Source organism: Enterobacter sp. CGMCC 5087, from assembly GCF_003144775.1.
Lineage (GTDB): Bacteria > Pseudomonadota > Gammaproteobacteria > Enterobacterales > Enterobacteriaceae > Enterobacter > Enterobacter cloacae_M.
Map to the genome: position 1 here is coordinate 29,350 of NZ_QFXN01000116.1, position 25,080 is coordinate 54,429.

The following is a 25,080-nucleotide window of genomic DNA, read 5'->3' on the forward strand; positions in this document are numbered from 1 at the left end:
GACGATGCTGCACTTCACCAGCGACCAGTGGGTTCAGTGGCTCGGCGTCTATTTCTGGCCGATGCTGCGCATCATGGCGCTGATATCCACCGCCCCGATTCTCAGTGAGAAATCGATACCCAAGCGCGTCAAGGTGGGGCTGGGCATTATCATCTCCATTATCGTCGCACCCTCTCTTCCCCCCGTGGATATTCCGATCTTCTCGGCGAACGCGGTGTGGGTGGCCCTGCAGCAGGTGATGATTGGCGTCGCCGTCGGCTTTACCATGCAGCTCGCCTTTGCCGCGGTGCGTACCGCAGGGGAACTGATCGGCCTGCAGATGGGGCTATCGTTCGCCACGTTTGTTGATCCCGGTAGTCATCTCAACATGCCCGTGCTGGCGCGCATTATCGATCTACTCGCCATGCTGCTGTTCCTGTCGTTCAACGGCCATCTCTGGCTTATCTCCATGCTGGTGGATACGTTCCATACGCTGCCGATTGGCGAAAATCCGGTGAACAGCAACGCTTTCCTCGCGCTTACCCGCGCTGCGGGGCTAATTTTCCTGAACGGGCTGATGCTGGCACTGCCGATCATCACCCTGCTGCTGACCGTCAACCTGGCGTTAGGTTTACTCAACCGAATGGCACCGCAGCTTTCAGTATTTGTCATTGGTTTTCCGCTGACGCTGACGGTTGGGATTTTATTAATGTCATTACTAATGCCACTTATCGCTCCCTTCTGTGAACATTTATTCGGCGAGATATTCAACCTGTTAGCGGATATTGTCAGCGAGCTGCCACGTAAATAATAACCCTCACTGTTGCTATTGTCTTTCTGAGGATATTCCTAAAATAAAACGCGTAAAACATCTTCCAGGATATATCTGACGCGGTTTAATTGTTTCTAACCATCTCACAATACTTAATATTTACTTTACTTTAAGAAGATTCCTGGCAAATTATACGTAACTTTACGGGATAGTGAGTCCGCCTGAAAGTCTTTGTCATGCTCACAGGTTTATTATTTTTTCCATCCCGTATGGCTGTTTTGAGCTCTCAGGCAGATGGTGAATTATCGTTACGCATTGAGTGAGGGTATGCCATGTCAACGATCATTATGGATTTATGCAGCTACACCCGGCTAGGGTTAACCGGGTACCTGGCAAGCAGAGGGGTAAGAAAGAGAGACATCAACGATGCACACACCGTTGACGAACTCGCAGCCGCTTGTGACGAACTAAAACCAGGCGTGGTGTTTATTAATGAGGACTGTTTCATTCACGATCCAGCCAACAGTCAGCACATTAAGCAAATCATTAATCAGCATCCAAAAACCCTGTTTATTGTTTTTATGGCGATCGCGAATATCCATTTCGATGAGTATTTGTTGGTCCGTAAAAATTTATTGATCAGTTCTAAATCGATTAAACCCGAGTCGCTGGATGACATTCTGGGTGATTATTTGAATAAAGAAGTTAAAAATGTAGGAGCGGTTAACTTACCCACCCTATCATTAAGCAGGACTGAATCAAGTATGCTGCGAATGTGGATGGCGGGACAAGGAACTATTCAGATCTCTGACCAGATGAATATTAAAGCGAAAACCGTTTCGTCACACAAAGGAAATATTAAAAGGAAAATTAAAACGCATAATAAGCAAGTGATCTACCACGTGGTACGCCTGACCGATAATGTGACGAACGGGATTTTCGTCAACATGCGTTAGTCGCTTAAGACCTGTGCACCCTACCTTTGATCTCTGGCCTGGCCAGAGATTTTTGCTTCTGGAGAGGTTGTTGGGCACGCGATGTGCTACCCGACGCCGTGCTACTCCGCCTTCTCGACAAAAATACCGTCCGGATGCCCCAGTTCGTTAAAAAACCAGATGCCGAGCGGGTAGTCTTCAAGCGATACCAGGTACATTGTGCCTTCGCTAAACTCTTCAATTGCCAGCACCACACCCGGGCGGCGCGGCCCACCGTCCGTTTTAACGGTTACCCGATCGTTGACCTTCATACATTCCTCCTCTGGTTTTGAGCCAGTGTAGAACAAAACGCAAAAACGCACATCGCCGCCCGGTGTGAATGGCGTTTTTATGCACAGTCTATACTTACCGTTGGACACGGTTGAATGAGGAACCCCGTAATGAAGACCGATAAAGAGTACAGCGACACCATCAAGCGCGAAGTCGAGGTGGATGTCGATGCCCTGCTGGCCGCCATCAATGAGATCAGTGAGTCAGAAGTCCGCCGGTCGGACGACAATTCGGACCGCGTCATCGTCAACGGAAGGGATTATCACACCTATCGCGAGCTGGCGGAGGCCTTCGAGCTTGATATTCACGACTTTAGCGTGTCTGAAGCCAATCGGTAGGGCGAAAAAAATCCCGGTCATGGGGATGACCGGGATCAAAACTTGCTTATGCAAGAAGCACTTGAAAATTCGTTACACCAGGAAATCTGATGTACATGCCACACTATCCCCAACGAATTTGGCTGACAAGCATATATTCTTACGATGAATATAATATTTTTAACATAATGCTTTTTGTTATGAGCAATAACACACGCCGAATGCGGGTTTGCCAGGGGCACCCCTCTTACCTCCGGTTTTCGCCTCAATCATTTTTTAGGAATTTTCTTAGGTCGAAACGCATCTGTTACCAGGAGTCGCTATGCCTTCACTGCGGGATACATTGCTGATTTTCTCTGACCTGGATGGTTCACTGCTGGATATTCACACCTATGAGTGGCAACCCGCCATGTCCTGGCTGGACAGGCTGATGGATAATCAGGTTCCGGTCATTCTTTGCAGCAGCAAGACCGCGGCAGAGATGCTGGATCTCCAGCTGGATCTGGGGCTTGAAGGCTTGCCTTTTATTGCCGAGAACGGCGCGGTGATTCAGCCTGACGTACGCTGGGATAAGATTCAGCGCCAGATCAGGGGGATGACGCACCGGGATATTCGCCCGCGAATCGAGCAAATACGCCTGCAGACGGGCTATAAATTCACTACCTTTGACGACGTGGATGAGCATGTTATCAGCGAGTGGACCGGACTGTCGCGCTACCGTTCGGCGCTTGCCCGCAAGCATGAAGCGTCCGTCACGCTCATCTGGCGCGATACCGACGAGAAAATGGTTCAGTTTGAAGAGGAGCTGGCGAATGCCGGCCTGAAATGCCTGCAGGGCGCGCGCTTCTGGCATGTGCTGGACGCCCGCTGCGGCAAAGACGTTGCGGTGAACTGGCTGATTGAGCAATACCGCGAGCTGGAAGAGATTGAACCCACCACGCTGGGACTCGGCGACGGTCCCAATGATGCGCCGCTGCTCGACAGCGTTGACTTCGCGGTAGTGATTAAGGGCATTAACCGTGAGGGCATCACGCTACGGGACGATAACCCCGCCCGGGTTTATCACACCCGACAGCCCGGCCCGGCAGGCTGGCAGGAGGGGCTGGATCACTTCTTCTCTTAATCCCGCCAGACGACCCGGTTACGCCCGCTCTGTTTGGCCTGATACAGCCGGACGTCCGCCACGGACTGGAGCTGTTCAAACTCGTAGTTTCCCGCTTCATCCGCGCTGCTGACCCCCAGCGACGCGCTGACGCGCAGGGTCGTGCTCTTCTTCACCAGGATCTCCTTACTGTTGATGCGGCAGCGAATACGGTCCGCAACGCTTCTCGCCTCCTCCAGGCCGATCCCCGGCAGGACGACGCAAAACTCTTCCCCGCCTACGCGCCCTGCCACATCATTCTTGCGTAACGCGCTGGCAATCAACCCTGCCGTGTGGGAGAGCACCTTATCCCCGGCCTGATGGCCGAAGCGGTCGTTGATGTTTTTAAAATGGTCGAGATCGATCTGAATCACCGAGAACGGCAGCGACTGCTGGCGACAGGTTTCCGCCAGCAATTTTGCGCGGTCGAACAGCGCGCCGCGATTATTCAGCCGGGTAAGCGGGTCATGCCAGGCCTGCCACTGGAGCGAGTGCTGAAGCGTGTACATGTTACTCACCATGCGGCGGATCACCAGCCACGAGATCAACAGCATGGCGGTAAAGAGCGCCCACATCAGCGCCAGCACGATACTGATGCTGCCGAAGTCGTCCTGTACCCCTTCGTGCAGGGTGTGGATCCGCAGGACAACGCCGTCGAAGTGATCGAGCCGCTCCCAGCTCACAAAACGGCTTCCGAGGCGGATCCCGCCGCCGGTAGCGTGCTCAATCGCCTGCGCAATCTGCGCCGTTTCGCGTTCGTCAAAATGGTTAACCGCGTTTTCCGTATGGGCAGAGGTGGCAATCATATTGAGCCGGGTATCGTACAGCTGATACTCCCCTTCCGTTCGGTCTTCCGTCGCATCGGCCAGCAGACGCTGCATGGTGCCCAACGTAAAATCCATCGCCACGACGCCATACCAGTAATGGTCGAAATAGATGGGGACGCTGGCGGTGATCATTCGTTCATCATTGGTCCTGGATGAGGGGGTGGAGATGAACCAGCGCACCGCGCGAGCGCGATTGTTCCGCTCTGACTGCTGGGTAAACCAGGACTGCGTGACAAGATGGTAATAGCGGGAAGTAATGTCGCCCGCCTGGTCCGGCGTATCCGTGGAAACGAAAAATCCCGCGCGGGAGACGTAGATCACGCGCGCTTCCGTTTGTGCTCTCGACGACGCCAGCCTGAGCAGATACCCCACTTCGAGCGTGGCAGAAATCTCGTGGCTGAGGCGTTCAGCGTCACGATTCAGAAACGTGGTTTTCTCGACGAATGCATCCGAGACACCGTTAATGGGAAGGGTGCGTTTTTTATCAACGGCAAGCTGCCAGGTAGGTAGCATGCGGACAGTATCGAAGCGTGATACCGCGTTCTGGAGTACATCAAATGCCAGCGGCGTCTGGATTGCATCGCGCATGCCCTGACGAAACAGCAGCATCCTGTCCACGCTGTTCTGCAGCTGCCTGTCCAGCGAACTGGCCACCGTATCCAGATGGTTACGCTGGCTGGAGATGTACGCTTCTTCCAGTACCACCACCTCGCGCCAGGTCAGTAGAGTCGAAAATACCAGAACGACCAGAAAACAGAGATTAACAATCAACCCCGGATTGCTACGCTTATGCAGCCATTGCAAATAGGATTCTCTTACAACAAAGGTATCGCGCTGCACACACACTCCATGATCGCTGCCTTACACCCGGTACTGGAGATAAAAACGCCCGGCAAAGCCGGGCGTTATGTGATTAAGCCTTGTCCCGCTGGTGCTGCCCGTCCCCCGGCTGAAGCTCATCTTCACGAAATGCTTCCCGCTTGATGCCATAGCCATCGTGCCACCGACATTCCACCATTCCGCTGGAATACCCGGTCACAATCATACGTGGGCCGCCCTTCTTAGGCTTAACTTCATCACTGACCAAAAAGACCATACCTGCCTCCTGTATCAGGGTGAAACTGTTTCAATTTAGACGAGGAATGGTCTTTTTGCACCCCACAAGGGGTAACAATTAGTGCGACGTGCCGCGTATTTTTTCAACCAGCTTCACTGCCGCAACCACGATAGCGCCAATGATAAAGCCCAGCACCAGATTCAGCAGCGTGGGCAGAATTGCCGCGACAACGGCCCCCTGCGCCGAGGAAAAATGTTCGATAGCATGGTGCAGAGGCGCGATACCGTGAACCACGATCCCGCCGCCAACGAGGAACATCGCCAGCGTGCCTACCACCGACAAACTCTTCATCAGCCACGGGGCCAGCACCAGCAGGCTTTTGCCGATGCCTCTTGCCACCGCGCTCGATTTCTCTTCCAGCCAGTAGCCGATATCGTCCAGCTTGACGATCAGTCCCACCAGGCCGTAGACGCCGACGGTGACCAGAATGGCGATGCCGGAGAGGATCAGAACCTGATTCAGGAGCGGCGCGTCAGACACGATGCCCAGCGTAATGGCGACAATCTCTGCGGACAGGATAAAGTCGGTCCGAATAGCGCCTTTGACCTTATCGCGCTCAAAGGTTTTCGGATCCTGAGCGGCCAGCGCTTCAAGACGCTGCTGGCGCATCTCCGGCGTATCGCTCTGCTTGCGCGCGCTGAAGGAGTGCAGGACCTTCTCTACGCCCTCGAAGCAGAGAAATGCACCGCCAATCATCAGCAGCGGCGTGATGGCCCAGGGAATAAACGCGCTGATCAGCAGCGCCAGCGGCACCAGAATCACCTTATTCAGGAAGGAGCCTTTTGCCACGCCCCACACCACCGGCAGTTCACGGTTAGCTCTTACCCCACTCACCTGCTGGGCGTTAAGCGATAAATCATCTCCCAGCACGCCTGCGGTTTTTTTCGCCGCCAGTTTCCCCATCACTGAAATGTCATCCAGTAAGGTCGCAATATCATCCAGCAATGTTAACAAGCTACTTCCTGCCAAAATCTTAATCCTTCATTTTTTGGTAATTAGGTGAATAGTATGGAGCAAAAGCGCAAACCCGGAAACACCCACCTCGCGTCAACAAAAAATTCACATCAGCTACACAATTAAAGGGCTCGCCAGCGCGATAGTTTTCGCGTTTACTATCAGCGACCTTTTTATTTCGTCGTGAGGGATTATGCGTTTCCGGCAATTGCTACCGCTCATTGGGGCACTCTTTTCGCTGTACATCATTTGGGGCTCAACCTACTTTGTCATTCGCATCGGCGTGGAAAGCTGGCCGCCACTGATGATGGCGGGCATCCGCTTTCTCTCGGCTGGCGTGCTGCTGCTGGCCTTCCTGCTGCTGCGCGGGCATAAGCTTCCCCCGCTGCGCCCGATGATGAATGCCGCCCTGATCGGCCTGCTGCTGCTTGCGGTGGGAAATGGGTTTGTAACGATTGCCGAGCACCAGAACGTACCGTCCGGGATCGCCGCCGTGGTCGTTGCCACCGTACCGCTGTTTACCCTCTGCTTTAGCCGCCTTTTCGGTATCCGCACCCGCAAGCTGGAATGGCTGGGGATTGGTATTGGCCTTGCCGGCATCATTCTGCTGAACAGCGGCGGTAACCTGAGCGGGAATCCGTGGGGCGCAATCATCATTCTGATTGGCTCGATGAGCTGGGCGTTTGGTTCCGTCTACGGTTCGCGTATCGAACTGCCGACCGGCATGATGGCGGGCGCGATAGAGATGCTCGCCGCCGGAATTGTGCTGCTGCTCGCCTCCACGCTGACGGGAGAAAAGCTGACGACCCTGCCGCCGCTGTCGGGCTTGCTGGCGGTAGGCTACCTGGCGCTGTTTGGTTCCATCATCGCCATTAACGCCTATATGTTCCTGATCCGCAATGTCTCCCCTGCTGTCGCGACCAGCTATGCCTACGTCAACCCGGTCGTGGCCGTGCTGCTCGGAACGGGATTGGGGGGAGAAACGCTCTCACCTGTGGAATGGATCGCTTTAGGGATCATCGTGTTTGCCGTCGTGCTGGTCACCCTGGGCAAATATTTACTGCCCGCAAAACCGGTGGTCACGCCTTGCGAGGTGGAGAAACCTTAAGCAGGTGAATCCCCTGCGTGTCGATCTGCGCGGTCTGGCCGCCGCCGCAGATCCACTCTTCCAGCCGCTCGGTCAGATCGGTATCGTTCAGTTTTAATCTGCCTCTCAGCGCACACTCCCAGACGATCATTACCCGCCAGCCCTGCGCAATCAGCGCGCTGAGATCCCGGCTGTCGCGCTCGACGTTCTTGCCAATTTTATCCAGCCAGAAATCGGTGCGCGTCGCGGGGACCTTAAACAGGTAGCAGTCGTGGTGATGCCAGAAACAGCCGTGGGTAAAGATGATGCACTGCCAGGCGTCGATGACGAAATCGGGGCGACCCGCAAGCGCGGGATCCTGCACGCGGAAATCAAACCCCGCCTGCGTCAGCAGTCCGGCCAGGCGCTTTTCGATGGCGGTGTCACGCGTGCCGATGGCACGCATATTTTTGCTGCGCGTGGCCTTATCGTGAACATCCGTCATTGACGGCCTCACCCTGACGGAGTGCCACCGCCTGTCTGATGCGCGAGGCCAGCAGTTTTGCCACGGCTGCGAATGCGGGAACCACCACCGAATTACCAAACTGGCGGTACGCCTGGGTATCCGAAACCGGAATGCGGAAGCGGTAGCCCTGCGGGGTCTCAAATCCCATCAACCGGGCGCATTCCCGCGGCGTTAAGCGTCGCGGACGGTGACGCTGGTTGTGCGGATCGTCGAAATCTTTTTCACCCAGCGCCTTGTCCCAGCCTCTGTCGATCAGGATCTCTGCCCCATCCTTATAGTAGCGAGCGGACAACGTACGGGTCACGCTGTGCGGATCGTTGGGGTTTACCATCCCAAAACCGAAGCCGTTGCCCTTCGCCTGATGCTTCTTGGCATAGCGGTAGAGGTATTTCCACAGCACCGGGGTAAGAATAAATTTCGCGTCAACGACAGGTTCCAGCAGGTCGGCCACGGTAGGACGACGCTCTGGATACAAAGACGGGATATCACGAAGGGTGAAATCCCCCTTGAGATTGAGATCGCGGCGGAAACCCACCAGCACGATACGTTCGCGATGCTGGGGCAGGAAATGTTTCCCATCAATGATTTTGGGATCGTCCGCGCCCATGTCCTGCGAGTCGGCCACGTCATAACCCAGCTCATCCAGGGTCTGCATAATAATGCGGAAGGTTTTTCCGCCGTCGTGGCTCTTTAAATTTTTAACGTTTTCCAGCACAAAGATGGCCGGGCGACGGGCATCGATGATGCGCGCCACATCAAAAAACAGCGTTCCCTGGGTATCGCAGGCAAAGCCGTGGGCGCGTCCAAGGGCATTCTTTTTGGAGACACCGGCCAGCGAGAAGGGCTGACACGGGAAGCCGGCCAGCAGCACGTCATGCGCCGGGATCGTCTGGCGAATGTGCTCGGCGGCCTGTTCATCGCTCACGCCGCTTTTATGGCTCAGGGTGACATCGCGGATATCCGCGTTGAACTGGTGCTCGTGCGGATCGCAGTACCAGTTGGCCTTGTAGGTCCGGACGGCATGCTTGTTCCACTCGCTGGTAAACACGCACTGTCCGCCGATAGCTTCAAAACCGTGTCGTATACCGCCGATACCGGCAAACAGATCGATAAAGCGGAAGGCATAGTTCGGATGCGCGGCAGGAGGACGCGGAAGCAGGTTTTGCAGATAACGAAACTCGCCTTCACTCAGGCGACGCCCTGCGCGTTCGCTGGTCAGCAGGCGCTTAAGGATCGCCGGGCTCCAGTGGCTCTCGCCGTGCGCCACCAGCATATTGGCCAGCGTTTTAGCATCATAGATATCCAACAGCTGGTGCAGCAACGCCTGCACCGTTGCCGTTGATTTCTCAGCCTGCTCGGGCGCGGGCTCTGTCACTGATAGATTTTCCTGCATTCTTTTAACCGGAGAGTAAAGACTGGGAACAGATTACCACAGTTCAGTTGCGCAAACTGCGACGGAAGCGGCTCAACACCTGGCTATCCAGCCCGATGCAGTCGCCGTGTAATTCGGCACTGAGTTTCGCCATAAACTGGATCAGGAAATCGGCATTGTGACGTGCCAGCTCGCGGCCCATTTCCGTTTGCATTGTATCAGGCAATCGCAGCAGCTTGGTCTGAAAATGGTCTAGGGCAAACGCACGATCGTCAAGGATACGCGCATCGGCAAAGGGATCGTCAGCATCAAAAAGCGGCACGCTCAGCGCGCCCGAGACGGCAAAGACGCGCGCCAGACCGATAGCGCCTAACGCTTCCAGTCGGTCTGCGTCCTGCACAATTTTGGCTTCCATGCTCTGCGGCGCAATCCCGGCGCTGAAGCTGTGCGCCTCAATCGCGTGCCCGACGGCGGCAATATGCTCTGGCGGAAATTCCGGGAAGTCGTGGCGCAGAATGTCGCTCGTCTTAAGCGCCGCGAGCCGTGACGACCGGCTGCGTTCAGGATGGTTTTTCGGCAGGCTGACAATATCGTGAAAATAGCATGCGGTCAGAATCACCAGCGGCTCGACCATGTGGTGAACCATGATTTTTTGCGCCGTCATCCAGACCCGACGAAAATGCGAAATATCATGTGCGGTATCGTCGGTGCTGTGATTCTCCTCGAGCCAGTGCTCAAATCGTTGCTGCCACCGGGCAAGTTCCATCGTCATGTCCTGTCGTCTAAAAGAGAAAGAATTATAACACAGGCAAATTAAACCAATTAAAAAATAGGAATTCGAAATACTTAATAATAATTACACCATATAAATTCAAGCAACTAATTCACAAGAAAAATAAAGAGATCAATTGAAATATTTAGTAATATTTAAAAGGTTTTAGTTACATTTGTTTTTAGAACTAAATAACACATCCTGGAATAGTATCCATCCTGTAATTTCGGAGAGTGATTACATATATTCATATAAATTATCTTTCAAGGGAATATATAATGAAAAGAAAAGTTTTGGCAATTATTGCACCTGCATTATTAATTGCAGGCATAGCAAATGCGGCTGAAGTTTACAACAGCAATGGCAATAAACTCGACCTGTACGGTAAAGTAGATGGTCTGCATTATTTCTCTGACGACACGGGTTCAGATGGCGACGTAAGCTACGTTCGTCTGGGCTTCAAAGGCGAAACGCAGATCAACGACCTGCTGAGCGGCTATGGCCAGTGGGAATATAATATTCAGGCTAACAAAACAGAGAACTCAGGCAATCAGTCATGGACACGCCTTGGCTTCGCTGGTCTGAAATTTGGTGAATACGGTTCATTCGACTACGGTCGTAACTACGGCGTGGTGTACGATGTTGAAGGCTGGACCGATATGCTGCCTGAGTTCGGCGGAGATTCCTATACCTATACCGATAACTTTATGACCGGCCGTACAAACGGTGTTGCAACCTACCGTAATAATGATTTCTTTGGTCTGGCTCAGGGCCTGAATTTCGCGGTTCAGTATCAGGGCAATAATGAAAGTGCCTCTAACGATCAGGAAGGGACCAACAATAGCCGTAATATCCGCAAAGAAAACGGTGATGGTTGGGGTATTTCAACCTCCTACGATTTCGGTATGGGATTCAACGCCGCTGCGGCATATGCCTCATCTGACCGTACCAACGATCAGGTTACCAAAACAACGGCTGGTGGTGACAAGGCTGACGTCTGGACCGTTGGCCTGAAATACGACGCCAACAATATCTATCTCGCAGCCATGTATGCGGAAACCCGCAATATGACGCCTTACGGCAATAAGGAATATGCTGTCGCTAATAAAACACAGAACGTCGAAGCCACCGCGCAGTATCAGTTTGAGTTTGGCCTGCGTCCTGCGGTCTCTTTCCTGATGTCTAAAGGTAAGGATCTGAATTCCTACTACGGAAGTGGTAAAGATCTGGTGAAATATGCGGATGTGGGTGCGACCTATTATTTCAACAAAAATATGTCCACCTATGTTGACTACAAAATCAACCTGCTGGATGAAGGTGACGATTTCTACAAGGCGAATGGCATCAGCACCGATGACATCATAGCAGCAGGTCTTGTTTACCAGTTCTAATCCCCAAAATACTAAAGGCCGCAATGGCGGCCTTTTTATTTCTTCGCTGTCATTACGGCGCTTCCTGCAGCGCCACGCGGATAAACCCGTTATTCTGCGCCAGCAGCTCATGGGCTTTCCATGCATCCAGCCCTGTCAGCACCATCAATACCGCCGTTTTACAGTTATGGTTACAGCTCGCCAGCGCGGCTTTTGCCTCAGCCCGGGAGCATCCCCCCGCTTCCATCACAATGGCGATTTGCCTTTCAGCCCATTTGGTCGCGCTTGCCTCAAGATCCACGCGCAGGTTGCTGTAAACCCGTCCGGTGCGGACGGCCAGCCCGGTGGCGATCATCGAGAGGATCATTTTTTGCGCGATCCCCGCTTTAGTGTTGATATAGCCTGCGACGACATCGGCCCCCAGCTCCGGAGCGATAACCATGCTTGCCAGCTGCGCGGCTTCGCTTTGCGCATCACCGGTAACAATGGCGACCGGTGAACCCAGCGACCACGCATGGCGCATTGCACCCCAGACCCACGGCGTTTTTCCGCTGACGGTCACGGCCAGCATCATATCGTGTTCACCAAACTTGATGGCCTGCAAATCGGCAACGCCGCGCTCGTAGCACCCTTCCCCTTCTTGTGCCGTAACGGCCATTACAGGGGTTTTGCCCGGCGCATATTCATCGGCAACCTGTTGCGCTACGCGCCCTGACGGCCCCGCGCCAACGACGATCAGGCGACCACCGTGGCTGAGCGTCGCGGCGGCATTGTCCACCACGCGGGCAATAGTATTTAAACAGGGGGTAATAGCAGCAGAAATGAGTGCATCATCCTGGTGAATGACTTTCAGCATGTCCAGCGTGGACAATCTATCAATATTCATCGTGCTGGCGTGCCGTCTTTCCTTGACCAAACCGGTAAGCATAACGCTCATAAACAGCCTCCTTATTATGAGTACCCACACACTATAAAGTGTTTTATATAGACGACCTGCGAGGAGGGTCACGAAAAGGGGAGCAAATCCACGCCTTTACATGGCTTTAAGAAAAGCGCGTCATCGGCGATAATTACCCCTTTCCTAATTATCGCGGAGTGTTAATGAGCGATTTGCAGCCTTTCCTTACGACGCGCAAGCGCCCCATGAAGCTGAACACCCTGGTCACGCTGATGGTGTGCGCGATTATTGCCTCTGTGCTGCTGGTGGTCTTTGCGCTCTACTCCGTACAAATCACCCGGGCGACCCGCGATGATGTTAAAGATACGGCTCTGGGTATCGCCAGAACGCTGGCCAACAGCCCGGAGATCCAACGCGGCCTGATGCAGCCACCCCAGGCGGATATCATTCAGCCCATCGCCAAAGCCGTCACCCAACGCAACGATCTGCTGCTCACCGTGGTGACCGACATGCGGGGGATTCGCTATTCGCACCCGAACGAAGCCCTCATCGGCCTGCACTTTATTGGCAACGACCTGGAGCCTGCACTGGAAGGTAAAGAGAATGTCTCCGTAAACCGTGGTGCCCTCGCGGAAGCGCTTCGCGTCTTCACCCCCGTTTACGACAGCCAGCACGACCAGATCGGCGTGGTGGTGGTCGGTATCTCCCTCAAAAAAGTGGAAGATCAGATTGCCCGCGGACGGCTAAACGCCGTCTGGACCATTTTGTTCAGTATTTTTATGAGTTCCATGGCGATTTGGGGTCTGGTGCGGGTACTGAAACGCATCCTGTTCGGGCTCGAACCTTACGAAATTTCCGCCTTGTTCGAACAGCGTCAGGCGATGCTGCAGTCGCTTCGCGAGGGGGTGCTGGCCGTCGATATTCACGGGCGCGTGACGATGATCAACCAGACCGCCAGAGAAATATTGCTTCTCCCCTCCGGCAAGCAGACCGAAAACGCCAGCGCGCCCCTTCTGGCCAGCCTGCGCGAAGTTTCAAAGACGGGCGTCGCGCGCCAGGATCAGGAGATCAGCTGTAACGGTCGTCTATTGCTCTGCAACATGGTGCCTGTTAAAAGCCAGGACCGGGTGATCGGCGCCATCACCACCTTCCGTGATAAAACGGAAATCAGCCAGCTGATGCAGCGTATTGATGGCATGGTTAACTACGTCGATGCCCTGCGCAGCCATACGCACGAGTTTATGAATAAACTGCATGTGATCCTGGGCCTGCTGCACATGAAGCGCTACGACAAGCTGGAAGAGTACATCATCCAGACGGCTCATAATTACCAGACGGATATCGGTACGATACAGAGCAAGGTAAAATCCCCGGTTATTGCCGGGTTCCTGCTGGGTAAAATCAATCGGGCGAAAGAAGCGGGCGTCACCCTGACGCTGGCGGATGAATGCCAGATACCGGATACCGCGAGCGAAGAGCAGGTCGCGGTGCTGATCACCGTGCTGGGTAACCTCATTGAAAACGCGCTCGACGCGATGGAAGGACAGCAGGAAGGTGAGATCGGCCTGCTGCTGCATTATCAGAACGGCTGGCTCAGCTGCGAAGTGAGCGACGATGGCCCCGGCATTGATCCCGCTCAGCTGGAGGCTATTTTTACAAAGGGCTTCTCAACAAAAGGTGAAAACCGCGGCGTTGGGCTGTTCCTTGCTCGCCAGCAAATCCAGAACCTCGGCGGCGATATCACCGTCGAGTCTGAGCCAGGCGTATTTACCCAATTTTTTGTTCACATCCCCTGGGATAGCGAGAGGAATATCGCGTGATAAATGTATTAATTGTCGATGATGACGCCATGGTAGCCGACCTCAACCGTCTGTATGTCAACCGTGTTGAAGGTTTTAGCTGCTGCGGCGTCGCCTCCACGCTAAACCAGGCCGAGGCCATCATTAATAACCCCGGGCATCCTGTCGATCTGGTGCTGCTGGATGTCTATATGCAGCAGGATAACGGGCTGGATCTGCTGCCCGTTATTCGCGCATCCGGGCGCCCAATCGATGTGATTATGATCTCATCGGCTGCTGACGCCGCCACGATCCAGACCTCTATCCATTACGGCGTGGTGGATTATCTGATTAAGCCGTTCCAGTTCCCGCGCTTTGAAGAGGCGCTGAACGGCTGGAAGGCAAAGCACAGCCTGATGGGTTCGCACCAGTATTATGAGCAGGCCGACGTCGACCGGCTGATCCACGGTGGGGCGCCGGAACTGGCGGACAGTAAAAAGCTGCCGAAGGGGTTAACGCCGCAAACGCTGCGCACGATTTGCCAGTGGATTGACGCTCACCCGGAGACGGAATTTTCTACCGATGACCTGGCTAACGCCGTCAATATCTCCCGCGTATCCTGCCGTAAATACCTGATTTGGCTCGCGCAAATCAACATTCTGTTCACCAGCATTCACTACGGTGCCACCGGGCGTCCGGTGTATCGCTATCGTCTCCAGCCGGAGCAGACCGGCCTGCTCAAGCAATACTGTCAGTAACGCGGTAGTCGTTATCCAGCAAGGTAAAACGGAAGTGGTGCATCGATGAGATCACCACTTCTTTTGTTTTGGTCACAAAAATCGCTTCGATATCAGGACGAGAGCGCAGCACAGCGCAGCCCTTCTCTACCCCCATGCCGTACATCAGCGTGGTCCAGATATCGCCGTCGATAGAGTCTTTCGAAACAATCGTCACGCTGTCCAGCTCGTTGTCCAGCGGATACCCGGTGCGCGGATCGAGAATATGGTGATAGCGCCTGCCGTTTTGCTCAAAGTAGCGCTCGTAGGTTCCAGACGTCACGACGGACAGGTTCTCTACGGTCATCGTGCCGATCAGCGCATCCCCCGCGAACGGTTTTTTCAGCCCCACGCTCCAGCCCCCTTCCGGCGAGCCTAACGTCTGAATGTTTCCACCGAGGTTGATCAGCCCCAGCTCAGCGCCCTCTTTATGCAGGTAATCACGCACCCTGTCGGCGATATAGCCTTTGGCAATGGCCCCCAGATCGATCTCCATCCCCGCTCTGGTCAGAAACACGCTGCTGCTGGCCTCATCAAGAAGGACATCTTCAGGACGGGTTATCGCCAGCAGCGACGCAATTTCCTCCGCAGGCGGAACGCTGTCCCCCTGAAAGCCAATTTTCCAGCGCTTCACCAGCGGACCTATCGCCAGGTTAAAGGCGCTGTCCCTGAACAGGCTTGCCGCTTTTGCACAGCGGATCAGCTCAAACACCGGCCGGCTGACGGTAACCGGATGCTGGCCAGCCGCATGGTTAATGTCCATCACCTGCGAGTGCGCGCGGTTGACGGTGAGCAGATCTTCGTACTGTTTGATCAGGCGAAACACGCGGGACGCGAGGGCTTCGTCGTGGGAGAAGAGTTTCAGGAGAATGGGTGAGCCCATCAGGACGGCGGAATAACTGTAAACGCGATGGTCATCAGGCATGACTGGAGTCCTCAGATGTAGCCCCGGCAGGCACCGCGCCGCCGGGGAAAATGCCGGATAGCGCTGGGCGTATCCGGCCTACAACACAGGGGTCTTACTGCTTTTTCGAACGCATAGCCGCCTGATGTCCTGCAAGCGTACCAAAAATAATGATATCTGCCACTGCGTTACCGCCGATACGGTTACCGCCGTGGATCCCGCCGACCACTTCACCGGCCGCAAACGCGCCTGGCAGCACGTTGTGGTTGCTGTCCAGCACGCAGGTTTCGGTGTTGATGGTCACGCCGCCCATGGTGTGGTGCACGCCCGGTGCAATCTGAATGGCGTAGAACGGTCCTTCGTTGATAGGCGCGCGCAGCGCGGTGGTACGACCAAAATCGTCATCGTGCTGTTTCTCAACGAAACCGTTGTAGCGTTCCAGAGTCGCAAGGAAAGCATGGTGATCCATCCCCAGCGCTTCAGCCAGGGCTTTTGGCGAGCTGGCGCTGGTTACGAAACCTTTCGCGATGTACTCATCCGCGGCTTTGTTTTTGGCACGTACGTGCTCGTCAAAGACGATGTATGCGTATTTCTCCGGCAGCGCGATGATTGACGCCGAAACCTTATCGCGGGTCGACATTTCGTTGTAGAAGCGTTCCCCTTTCTGATTGACCAGAATCGCCCCGCCGCCGCGAATGGATTCGGAAATCAGGTACGAGGTGTTTTGCTCAACGGTTGGGTGAATCTGAATTTCGCCCATATCCACGGTACCCGCCCCGATGCGCTCCAGCAGCGCGATGCCGCCGCCGGTTGCCCCTTTGTGGTTGGTGGTGACGAACCCTTCCAGATCCGGACGGTATTTCACCACCATCTGGCTGTTGGCGCTGAAACCACCGGTGGCGACAATCACGCTTTTGGTTGCCACGGTGACGGTTTCGTTCTCTTCGGTGGTCAGACTTACGCCGGTCACTTCGCCGTTCTCGAAGATGATGTCGCTGACGGAGGTATCCAGCATTACCTCGATGTTGCGTTTGTTGACGTTACGCACCAGGCCGCTGATCAGGTAGCCGCCTACCGCTGAACCGTCTTTTGGACGGTGAGTACGGTCGATGCTCATCCCGCCGGTAGTGGTGATGTCGTTCAGCATGATGCCGCGCGTTGCCAGCCACTCAATTGCCTGCGGCGCGTTTTCGACGAAGCGACGCAGCAGTTCCGGGTTGTTCTTGTTGCCGCCGCCTTTCAGGCTTTCCTGATAGAACAGCTCTTTGCTATCCTGAATGCCCTTCACGCGCTGGAAGCGGGTTTCGGCGGCGTTCATACCGGCAGAGGCTTTAATGGTGTTCCCGCCGATGGTCGGCATTTTCTCGACAATCAGCACGCTCGCGCCTTCGTCGTGAGCCTGGATCGCCGCCGCCAGACCGGCGCCGCCGCTGCCGACAACGACCACGTCCACGCTGCGGGTTTCGTTCAGGTCAACGCCCTCTTCCGCGGCCAGCGCTTTGCTGGATTTCAGCATCGCTTTAGAGACCGCTTTCTTCACCGCCTCGCTCTGGCTGGTTGCGCCGGTGATGGCATCCACGTGCGGGGTGTTGGCATCCAGAATGCGGGTACGGATCTCTTCAAAGCTGGTCACAAACTCAACGTCTTCGCTCGGGCCGGAGGCCAGTTCGATGTCCGCAATGCGGTCGGTTTCCAGACTGACGTTAATCACCAGTTCGTTAGCGTCATCCTGCACTTTCTCAGCAAAGGTACCCGGTTTGAATTTGGATTCGCCCATGCTCATGTCGCGGATCATCGCTTCTACCAGCGAGAAGCGCCACAGCGGTTCAGGAATGCTGAGCTCTTCGCGTTTGGTGCTGTCCATAAACAGCTCCAGGCTTTCCCCGGCCGCAATGCGGTCTGTCCAGTCCGGATAAGCGATGGTGGCGCGGCCAACGGCAATCAGGTCGTAACCGTGGTCCAGCGCTTCATTCACATCGGAAGCATTCACCACGCCGCCCACGCCCATGACCGGAACCTGCGCCAGCGTTTCAGAACGCATCGCGCAGTATTTTTCGATAAGCGGGGTTGGATCCTGAGTGTCGACAATGGAAGGACGCAGGGTCGCGCCGACGGAGAAGTGCAGATAGTCCACGCCGCGCGCCGCCAGTTTTTCCAGCAGGTACATGGTGTCGTCAAAGCGGATGCCCGGGACTTCCATCTCTTCAGGGGAGAAGCGGTAGCCAACAATAAACGCGTCGTCCGCGTACTGGCGCACCATTTTGTGGGTAATGTCCAGCACGGCCAGCGGGAACTTCGCGCGGTTATCGCGGCTGCCGCCCCACTCGTCATCGCGCTGGTTTGAATTCGGTGAGTAGAACTGCTGAATCAGATAGGTGTTTGCTCCGTGGATTTCCACGCCGTCGAAACCGGCCTGGATGGCGCGACGCACCGCCTCACCAAACTTGCCGATCATGCCTTCCACTTCTTCTGCAGTCAGAGCAACCGGCGTTGCGGCACCTTCACGCGGCGCGGCTACGGCGCTCGGGCCAACCGGGGTGCGGCCACCGATCAGTTTCGGGTCAACCATGCGGCCGCCGTGGTAGATCTGCAGTAGCGCCTTAGATCCTTTGGATTTAATGGCTTCTGCGATTTTCGCCAGCCCGGCGATTTTCTCGTCATTATCAATACCGATGGCACCCGGGAAGGCGAGACCGAGATCGTCGACGAAGCAGCATTCCACAATGATGGTGCCAATGCTGCCGGAACGGGCACGATAGTACTCCACCAGCTCGCTGGTGACGGTGCCGTCAAAATAGCCGGTACAGGTTGTCATAGGGGCCATTAACAAACGGTTTTTCAGTTCAGTACCATTCGGTAATGTGAAAGGGCTAAGAATGCGTTCGTTAGTGCTCATAATAGAAACTCCAAACTTTTAAAAATTAAGAATTCGTTATCGGATTGATTTTTTATTTCGTCGTTATTTGCCGATGTCATGATATTAATATAATGATTTTTTTAGTTTCTAAAGTTATTACGTTAGTTAAAAAACTATTTAATCCCTTCGATAACACAAATAACACATTGGTGTTAGCGATTGTAATTCACCCATTCACAATAATTTAAAATTCGTTAAATGATTAATGGTAAAACCAATTGACCAAAACAAACTTAAGATTAATAAAAACAATGCGATAAAAACACACCACAATCTTGCCTGTTAAAAAAATGATAAAAAATATGCCAAAAACAGGCAATAACCACATACGCCAGAGTGGTTATTAATAAAAGCATAAAAATAACGCTGCAATTCTATTTTTTTGATCGCGATCAATAGTTATGGCATTCAAAAGCGCAATATAAAAACATCATCATTTTTTAATTTAGCGCACACGAAAACGCGTTAAATCGCTATTACTGAAAATACAAGAAAGCACCTTTAATAACTAAAAAAAGCAAAGAAACTAAATAAAGTGCTTTTTCATTGTGACCGAATTTTTGACAACTTAAGACGTGAAACTATGAATACAAAAACTGCTGTAACGCCCCCTGTGGCGAACCAGGCATCAAATGGAAACGCAAAACGATTGCTGATGATGGCGCTACCCGTCATCGTCGCCGTACTGCTGCTGTTTGTTCCCGTTCCTGAAGGCTTGCCGCCTTACGCATGGCACTACTTCGCCATCTTTGTCGGCGTGATCGTCGGTCTGATCTTCGAACCGCTGCCGGGTGCGGTGATCGGCCTGACCGGCGTGGTCGCCATCGCCCTGTGCAGCCAGTGGGTGCTGTTCAGCCCCGATCAGCTGGCTGACCCGAAATTCAAGCTGGCGGGCGCCTCCTTTAAATGGGCGGTGAGCGGGTTTGGTAACTCTACCGTCTGGCTGATTTTCGGTGCCTTTATGTTCGCCGCAGGCTATGACAAAACCCGCTTCGGCCGCCGTCTGGCGCTGATTCTGGTGAAGTACCTCGGCCGTCGCAGCCTGACGCTCGGTTACGCCATCACGTTTGCTGACCTGCTGCTGGCACCGTTCACCCCGTCCAACACAGCGCGCAGCGGCGGGACCATCTACCCGATTATCGCTAACCTGCCGCCGCTGTACGGTTCAAAACCTAACGACCCAAGCGCGCGTAAGATTGGTTCATACCTGATGTGGGTGGCGATCACCGCGGCCTGCATCACCAGCTCAATGTTCCTCTCCGCCCTCGCGCCAAACCTGCTGGCCCTGGCGCTGGTGAAAAGTACGGTTGGGATTGATATCTCCTGGGGCACCTGGTTCCTCGCCTTCCTGCCGCTGGGTATCTTGCTGATTCTGACCATGCCGCTGCTGGCCTACTGGTTCTACCCACCTGAAGTCAAAGTGAATAACGAAGTGCCGCTGTGGGCGACTCGCGAGCTGGAAAAACTCGGCAAACTGTCCCGCAATGAAATTCTGCTGCTGGTGTTCGTGTGCTGTGCTCTGCTGATGTGGATCTTCGCCGCCGCGTGGATTGAACCTGCCATGGCAGCCCTGCTCATCGTCGTTCTGATGCTGTGGACCGGCGTGCTGGAGTGGAACGATATCACCGGTAACAAGGCCGCATGGAACACCTTCGTCTGGTTCGCCACCCTGGTGGCACTGGCGGATGGCCTCTCCTCTACCGGCTTTATCAGCTGGTTAGGTAAAGAAGGCGGTCTGTTGATGAGCGGTATCTCTCCGGGCGTGGCGACCGTCGTCCTGCTGCTGGCGTTCTACCTGCTGCACTACCTGTTTGCCAGCACCACCGCTCACACCACGGCGCTGCTGCCAGCGATGCTGACCATCGCCTCCACCATCCCCGGCATGAATATGGAAGTGTTCGTTCTGCTGATGGTGACTTCGCTGGGCGTGATGGGGATCATCACCCCGTACGGTACTGGACCAAGCCCGATTTATTACGGTAGCGGCTACCTGCCAACCAAAGACTACTGGCGCCTCGGCACCATCTTCGGTGCCATCTTCCTGGCGGCCCTGCTGCTGATTGGTTATCCGTGGATGTCCATGATGTTCTGATTCCTGACCGCCGGACGTTTCCTCCGGCGGTTTTATTTTTGTGGAGCAATACTATGTCGAATAAACCGTTTTTTTATCAGAACCCCTTCCCTCTTTCCCATGACGACACCGAATACTACCTGCTGACCAAAGAGCACGTCTCCGTTGCCGAATTCGACGGTCAGGAAGTGCTGAAAGTGGAGCCGGAAGCCCTGACCCTGCTGGCGCAGCAGGCCTTCCACGATGCCGCGTTTATGCTGCGTCCTTCCCATCAGAAGCAGGTTGCCGCCATTCTCAACGACCCGGAAGCCAGCCAGAACGACAAATACGTTGCCCTGCAGTTCCTGCGTAACTCTGAAATTGCCGCAAAAGGCGTGCTGCCAACCTGCCAGGATACCGGCACTGCTATCATCATGGGCAAAAAAGGCCAGCGCGTCTGGACCGGCGGCGGTGACGAAGCGGCGCTGAGCCAGGGCGTGTATAACACCTACATTGAAGATAACCTGCGCTACTCGCAGAATGCGGCGCTGGACATGTATAAAGAGGTGAATACCGGCACCAACCTGCCCGCGCAGATCGATCTCTACAGCGTGGACGGGGACGAATACAAATTCCTGTGCATGGCAAAAGGCGGCGGTTCTGCCAACAAAACCTACCTCTATCAGGAAACCAAAGCGCTGATCACCCCGGCGAAGCTGAAAAACTACCTGGTTGAGAAGATGCGCACCCTGGGCACTGCGGCCTGCCCGCCTTACCATATCGCGTTTGTGATTGGCGGTACGTCAGCGGAAGCCACGCTGAAAACCGTGAAGCTCGCTTCCACGCGCTACTACGACGCGCTGCCGACGGAGGGTAATGAACACGGCCAGGCGTTCCGCGACGTTCAGCTCGAAAAGGAACTGCTCCAGGAAGCGCAGAACCTCGGCCTCGGCGCGCAGTTCGGCGGTAAATACTTCGCCCACGATATCCGCGTGATCCGCCTGCCGCGCCACGGCGCCTCCTGCCCGATCGGCATGGGCGTCTCCTGCTCCGCAGACCGCAACATCAAAGCGAAGATCAACCGCGACGGGATCTGGATTGAGAAGCTGGAGCACAACCCGGGCCAGTATATTCCTGAATCACTGCGTCAGCAGGGCGAAGGCGACGTGGTGAGCATCAATCTGGACAAGCCGATGAATGAGATCCTGGCGCAGCTTTCCGCGCACCCGGTTTCTACCCGCCTGTCGCTGAACGGTACCATCATCGTGGCGCGCGATATTGCCCACGCGAAGCTGAAAGAGCTGCTCGACAACGGTGAAGAACTGCCGCAGTACGTTAAAGACCATCCGATCTACTACGCAGGCCCAGCCAAAACGCCGGAAGGCTACGCGTCCGGCTCACTCGGCCCGACCACGGCTGGCCGTATGGACTCGTATGTGGACTTACTGCAATCCCACGGCGCGAGCATGATCATGCTGGCGAAAGGCAACCGCAGCCAGCAGGTAACCGACGCCTGTCATAAACACGGCGGCTTCTACCTGGGCAGCATTGGCGGCCCGGCGGCGGTGCTGGCGCAAAACAGCATTAAGAGCCTGGAATGCGTCGCATATCCGGAGCTGGGAATGGAAGCCATCTGGAAAATTGAAGTCGAGAACTTCCCGGCGTTTATCCTGGTGGATGACAAAGGCAACGATTTCTTCCAGCAGATCCAGAACAAACAGTGCGCAGGTTGTTCACAGCGCTAGGTTGAGACAGGCCGGGTGGCGCAACGCTGCCCGGCAGTCGCAGAAAGACATGCGTCTGCGTCATGTCACAAAACCGTGATATCAGCCACTTAGCAAAAGGTGGTGAATAAAAAATCAATAAATTGTTAAGTTATTGTTGTCATTAATTGTATTTATCCCGCGAAGGCTATTCATGCAAAAAGTGCATCAGCCGATGCGGCATTTGCGCTTATCTATTTCCTCATCCTGATCCAGTTTTCAAAAACAGACGCGTAAAACGTCAACAATAAACTGGAGATAACCATGTTTTCCTCAACCTCACCTGCAACCGTACGCTCGAAAGCGGGCGCCATACTTCGCGTGACGTCCGGCAACTTTCTTGAGCAGTTCGATTTCTTTCTTTTCGGCTTCTATGCCACCTACATCGCCCACACGTTCTTCCCGGCAAGCAGTGAATTTGCGTCGCTGATGATGACCTTCGCCGTCTTCGGCGCGGGCTTTTTGATGCGTCCAATAGGCGCCATCGTGCTTGGCGCATATATCGACAAGGTGGGACGCAGAAAGGGGCTAATCGTCACGCTTTCCATCATGGCGGCGGGGACGTTCCTGATCGTGCTTATCCCCTCTTATCAAAGCATCGGTCTGTGGGCGCCGCTGCTGGTGCTGACGGGCCGTCTGCTGCAGGGCTTTTCCGCCGGTGCGGAGCTTGGAGGCGTCTCGGTTTATCTGGCTGAAATCGCCACGCCGGGCCGCAAAGGGTTTTACACCAGCTGGCAGTCCGGCAGCCAGCAGGTCGCCATTATGGTCGCTGCGGCGATGGGCTTTGCCCTGAATGCCCTGATGGAGGAGAGCGCCATTCGCGAATGGGGCTGGCGTATCCCGTTCCTGTTCGGCTGCTTAATCGTGCCGTTTATCTTTTTCCTGCGCCGCAAGCTGGAGGAGACGGAAGAGTTCAGCGCGCGCCGCCAGCATCTGGAGATGCGTCAGGTCTTTAAAACGCTGCTCGGCAACTGGCAGGTGGTGGTCGCAGGCATGCTGATGGTGGCGATGACCACCACCGCGTTCTACCTGATCACCGTCTACGCCCCCACTTTTGGCAAAAAGGTGCTGATGCTCAGCGCCTCGGACAGCCTGCTGGTCACGCTGCTGGTGGCGATTTCTAACTTCATCTGGCTGCCGGTCGGCGGCGCGCTGTCGGATCGCTTCGGGCGCAAGCCGGTGCTGATTGCCATGGCCCTGCTTGCGCTGGCGACCAGCTACCCTGCCCTGACGCTTCTGGCGAGCGCGCCCAGCTTCTCCATGATGCTGATCGTGCTGCTGTGGCTCTCCTTCCTCTACGGCCTGTACAACGGCGCGATGATCCCGGCCCTGACGGAGATTATGCCTGCTGAAGTGCGCGTGGCGGGGTTCTCTCTGGCTTACAGCCTGGCAACGGCGGTCTTTGGCGGCTTTACCCCGGTCATGTCCACCGCGCTGATTGAATACACCGGTGACAAAGCCTCGCCTGGCTACTGGATGAGTTTCGCCGCCGTGTGTGCCCTGCTGGCCACGCTCTACCTCTACCGCCGCCGCGCGGTATCGCTGCAAAACACCGTCAAGTCACAGGGGGCAGTATGAAACGCACCTATCGCTTTACCGCCAGCGCGCTGGTGCTGGCGCTTCTGAGCGTTAATGCCTGTGCCCAGGACGTGAAGGTCATGATTTCAGGCGGCTTCAAGGCCGCCCTGGAAAAGCTGGCCCCGGACTATGAACGCCGGACCGGGGATAAAATCGTGATTATCCCCGGACCCTCAATGGGCGCTACGCCGCAGGCGATCCCAAACCGACTGGCGCGCGGCGAGAAAGCCGACGTGGTGATTATGGTGGGCGATGCGCTGGAGAAGCTCGAAAAAGCCGGCCAGACCCGGACGGGTTCGCGAACCGAACTCGCGGACTCCCCCGTTGGCATGGTGGTGAAAAAAGGGGCGGATGTCCCTGATATCAGCAGCGAGGCGGCTCTACGTAAAACGCTGCTGCAGGCCAGCTCCATCGCCTACTCTGACAGCGCCAGCGGCAGGTACGTCAGCCAGACGTTGTTCAAAAAGCTGGGGATTGAAAAGGAAGTGGCGGATAAAGCGACAATGGTCGAGCGTATCCCGGTCGCCTCAGAAGTGGCGAAAGGAAAATACGCCGTCGGTTTCCAGCAGGTGAGCGAGCTGCTGCCGGTTCAGGGCGTCACCTTTATCGGGAAAATCCCGGATAATCTGCAGTACATCACGCGCTTCGCGGGTGCGGTCACCCGTCACGCAGAATATCCCGCGGAGGGGAAAGCGCTGCTAACCTATCTCGCCTCACCGCCCTCCAGGGACGTCATCCAGAAGACGGGAATGATCCCCGTTACGTCCGGCGATACTGCTCGGTGATCTGTTTTTCCAGTTCAGCCGCAATGTAGGACTGGATGCGCCCCCGGCGCCGGATAAGCCCCACGGTGCGTTTCACTTCCGGCGCCACCAGCGGCAGATGCGTCAGCAGCGTGTGCTCTGACGTCGGCATCGACATGGCGGGGACGGCAGCAA

At 55.1% G+C, this 25,080-nt stretch carries 21 protein-coding genes and 2 pseudogenes; 12 read left to right on the forward strand and 11 right to left on the reverse strand.

Annotation, left to right across the window (positions count from 1 at the left end):
- Positions 1-4: 4 nt before the first annotated feature.
- Positions 5-797, forward strand: a pseudogene (gene fliR, locus DEO48_RS11455) (flagellar biosynthetic protein FliR); the annotation flags it as partial.
- Positions 798-1,083: 286 nt separating this feature from the next.
- Positions 1,084-1,707, forward strand: coding sequence for a transcriptional regulator RcsA (gene rcsA / locus DEO48_RS11460; RefSeq protein ID WP_008500313.1), 624 nt, complete (start codon positions 1,084-1,086; stop codon positions 1,705-1,707).
- 101 nt (positions 1,708-1,808) lie between these two features.
- On the opposite strand, the gene dsrB is transcribed toward rcsA, so the two are convergent.
- Positions 1,809-1,997 carry a protein DsrB gene (gene dsrB / locus DEO48_RS26775; RefSeq protein ID WP_013097741.1) on the reverse strand — a complete coding sequence of 63 codons (189 nt, stop codon included), beginning with the start codon at positions 1,995-1,997 and terminating at the stop codon, positions 1,809-1,811.
- Positions 1,998-2,126: 129 nt separating this feature from the next.
- Between dsrB and yodD the strand changes: the two genes are divergently transcribed.
- On the forward strand, positions 2,127-2,354 hold the full coding sequence (gene yodD, locus DEO48_RS11470) for a YodD family peroxide/acid resistance protein (RefSeq protein WP_008500310.1): 228 nt from the start codon (positions 2,127-2,129) through the stop codon (positions 2,352-2,354).
- A gap of 301 nt (positions 2,355-2,655) precedes the next feature.
- Positions 2,656-3,456 carry a mannosyl-3-phosphoglycerate phosphatase-related protein gene (locus tag DEO48_RS11475; protein WP_109845218.1) on the forward strand — a complete coding sequence of 267 codons (801 nt, stop codon included), beginning with the start codon at positions 2,656-2,658 and terminating at the stop codon, positions 3,454-3,456.
- Here the strand turns inward: DEO48_RS11475 and dgcQ are convergent.
- From dgcQ to DEO48_RS11490, 3 genes are all read right to left on the reverse strand, one after another.
- A complete protein-coding gene (gene dgcQ, locus DEO48_RS11480) occupies positions 3,453-5,141 on the reverse strand; it encodes a cellulose biosynthesis regulator diguanylate cyclase DgcQ (RefSeq protein ID WP_109845219.1) in 1,689 nt (562 codons plus the stop codon). The two genes, DEO48_RS11475 and dgcQ, sit on opposite strands and share 4 nt — an antisense overlap.
- 73 nt (positions 5,142-5,214) lie before the next feature.
- Positions 5,215-5,397 (reverse strand): YodC family protein, encoded by a 183-nt coding sequence (locus DEO48_RS11485; protein ID WP_023312315.1) that lies wholly within the window; start codon positions 5,395-5,397, stop codon positions 5,215-5,217.
- Positions 5,398-5,475: 78 nt separating this feature from the next.
- Entirely contained in the window at positions 5,476-6,387 is a 912-nt protein-coding gene (locus tag DEO48_RS11490) for a DUF808 domain-containing protein (RefSeq protein ID WP_032658668.1), read from the reverse strand.
- A gap of 178 nt (positions 6,388-6,565) precedes the next feature.
- Here DEO48_RS11490 and yedA point away from each other — a divergent pair, with 178 nt between their 5' ends.
- Positions 6,566-7,480: a drug/metabolite exporter YedA gene (gene yedA, locus DEO48_RS11495; RefSeq protein WP_109845220.1), complete on the forward strand. Its 915-nt coding sequence runs from the start codon at positions 6,566-6,568 to the stop codon at positions 7,478-7,480.
- Here the strand turns inward: yedA and DEO48_RS11500 are convergent.
- From DEO48_RS11500 to DEO48_RS11510, 3 genes are all read right to left on the reverse strand, one after another.
- The gene (locus tag DEO48_RS11500) at positions 7,452-7,943 is read right to left on the reverse strand and encodes a very short patch repair endonuclease (RefSeq protein ID WP_109845221.1); all 492 of its coding nucleotides are present in this window, start codon (positions 7,941-7,943) and stop codon (positions 7,452-7,454) included. The genes yedA and DEO48_RS11500 overlap by 29 nt on opposite strands.
- Positions 7,924-9,339: a DNA cytosine methyltransferase gene (locus DEO48_RS11505; RefSeq protein WP_109845222.1), complete on the reverse strand. Its 1,416-nt coding sequence runs from the start codon at positions 9,337-9,339 to the stop codon at positions 7,924-7,926. The genes DEO48_RS11500 and DEO48_RS11505 overlap by 20 nt, the downstream gene beginning before the upstream one ends.
- A gap of 61 nt (positions 9,340-9,400) precedes the next feature.
- On the reverse strand, positions 9,401-10,102 hold the full coding sequence (locus DEO48_RS11510) for a phosphohydrolase (RefSeq protein WP_109845223.1): 702 nt from the start codon (positions 10,100-10,102) through the stop codon (positions 9,401-9,403).
- A gap of 284 nt (positions 10,103-10,386) precedes the next feature.
- Between DEO48_RS11510 and ompC the strand changes: the two genes are divergently transcribed.
- Positions 10,387-11,499, forward strand: a complete 1,113-nt coding sequence (ompC, locus tag DEO48_RS11515) for a porin OmpC (protein ID WP_109845224.1) — start codon at positions 10,387-10,389, stop codon at positions 11,497-11,499.
- A gap of 52 nt (positions 11,500-11,551) precedes the next feature.
- On the opposite strand, the gene DEO48_RS11520 is transcribed toward ompC, so the two are convergent.
- Positions 11,552-12,415: an N-acetylmuramic acid 6-phosphate etherase gene (locus DEO48_RS11520; protein WP_109845225.1), complete on the reverse strand. Its 864-nt coding sequence runs from the start codon at positions 12,413-12,415 to the stop codon at positions 11,552-11,554.
- A gap of 164 nt (positions 12,416-12,579) precedes the next feature.
- On the opposite strand from DEO48_RS11520, the gene DEO48_RS11525 reads away from it, so the two are divergent.
- Both DEO48_RS11525 and dcuR read left to right on the forward strand, forming a co-directional pair.
- A complete protein-coding gene (locus DEO48_RS11525) occupies positions 12,580-14,196 on the forward strand; it encodes a sensor histidine kinase (RefSeq protein WP_029742130.1) in 1,617 nt (538 codons plus the stop codon).
- Positions 14,193-14,912, forward strand: a complete 720-nt coding sequence (gene dcuR / locus DEO48_RS11530) for a two-component system response regulator DcuR (RefSeq protein WP_023312324.1) — start codon at positions 14,193-14,195, stop codon at positions 14,910-14,912. Before DEO48_RS11525 ends, dcuR begins: the two co-directional genes overlap by 4 nt.
- Here dcuR and DEO48_RS11535 read toward each other — a convergent pair.
- Both DEO48_RS11535 and DEO48_RS11540 read right to left on the reverse strand, forming a co-directional pair.
- Positions 14,893-15,855: an FAD:protein FMN transferase gene (locus DEO48_RS11535; protein WP_109845226.1), complete on the reverse strand. Its 963-nt coding sequence runs from the start codon at positions 15,853-15,855 to the stop codon at positions 14,893-14,895. The genes dcuR and DEO48_RS11535 overlap by 20 nt on opposite strands.
- 94 nt (positions 15,856-15,949) lie before the next feature.
- Positions 15,950-18,730 (reverse strand): flavocytochrome c, encoded by a 2,781-nt coding sequence (locus tag DEO48_RS11540; protein WP_109845227.1) that lies wholly within the window; start codon positions 18,728-18,730, stop codon positions 15,950-15,952.
- A gap of 604 nt (positions 18,731-19,334) precedes the next feature.
- On the opposite strand from DEO48_RS11540, the gene DEO48_RS11545 reads away from it, so the two are divergent.
- The 4 genes from DEO48_RS11545 to DEO48_RS11560 all read left to right on the forward strand — a co-directional run bounded on the left by DEO48_RS11545 (position 19,335) and on the right by DEO48_RS11560 (position 24,927).
- Positions 19,335-20,843, forward strand: coding sequence for an anion permease (locus DEO48_RS11545; protein WP_219933008.1), 1,509 nt, complete (start codon positions 19,335-19,337; stop codon positions 20,841-20,843).
- A 53-nt stretch (positions 20,844-20,896) separates the two neighbouring features.
- Entirely contained in the window at positions 20,897-22,546 is a 1,650-nt protein-coding gene (gene fumA, locus DEO48_RS11550; protein WP_109845229.1) for a class I fumarate hydratase FumA, read from the forward strand.
- A 282-nt stretch (positions 22,547-22,828) separates the two neighbouring features.
- A complete protein-coding gene (locus DEO48_RS11555; RefSeq protein ID WP_045356692.1) occupies positions 22,829-24,142 on the forward strand; it encodes an MFS transporter in 1,314 nt (437 codons plus the stop codon).
- Positions 24,139-24,927 (forward strand): substrate-binding domain-containing protein, encoded by a 789-nt coding sequence (locus DEO48_RS11560; protein ID WP_059445037.1) that lies wholly within the window; start codon positions 24,139-24,141, stop codon positions 24,925-24,927. The genes DEO48_RS11555 and DEO48_RS11560 overlap by 4 nt, the downstream gene beginning before the upstream one ends.
- Here DEO48_RS11560 and DEO48_RS11565 read toward each other — a convergent pair.
- Positions 24,902-25,080: pseudogene (locus DEO48_RS11565) on the reverse strand (LysR family transcriptional regulator); the annotation flags it as partial. The gene DEO48_RS11560 and the pseudogene DEO48_RS11565 sit on opposite strands and share 26 nt — an antisense overlap.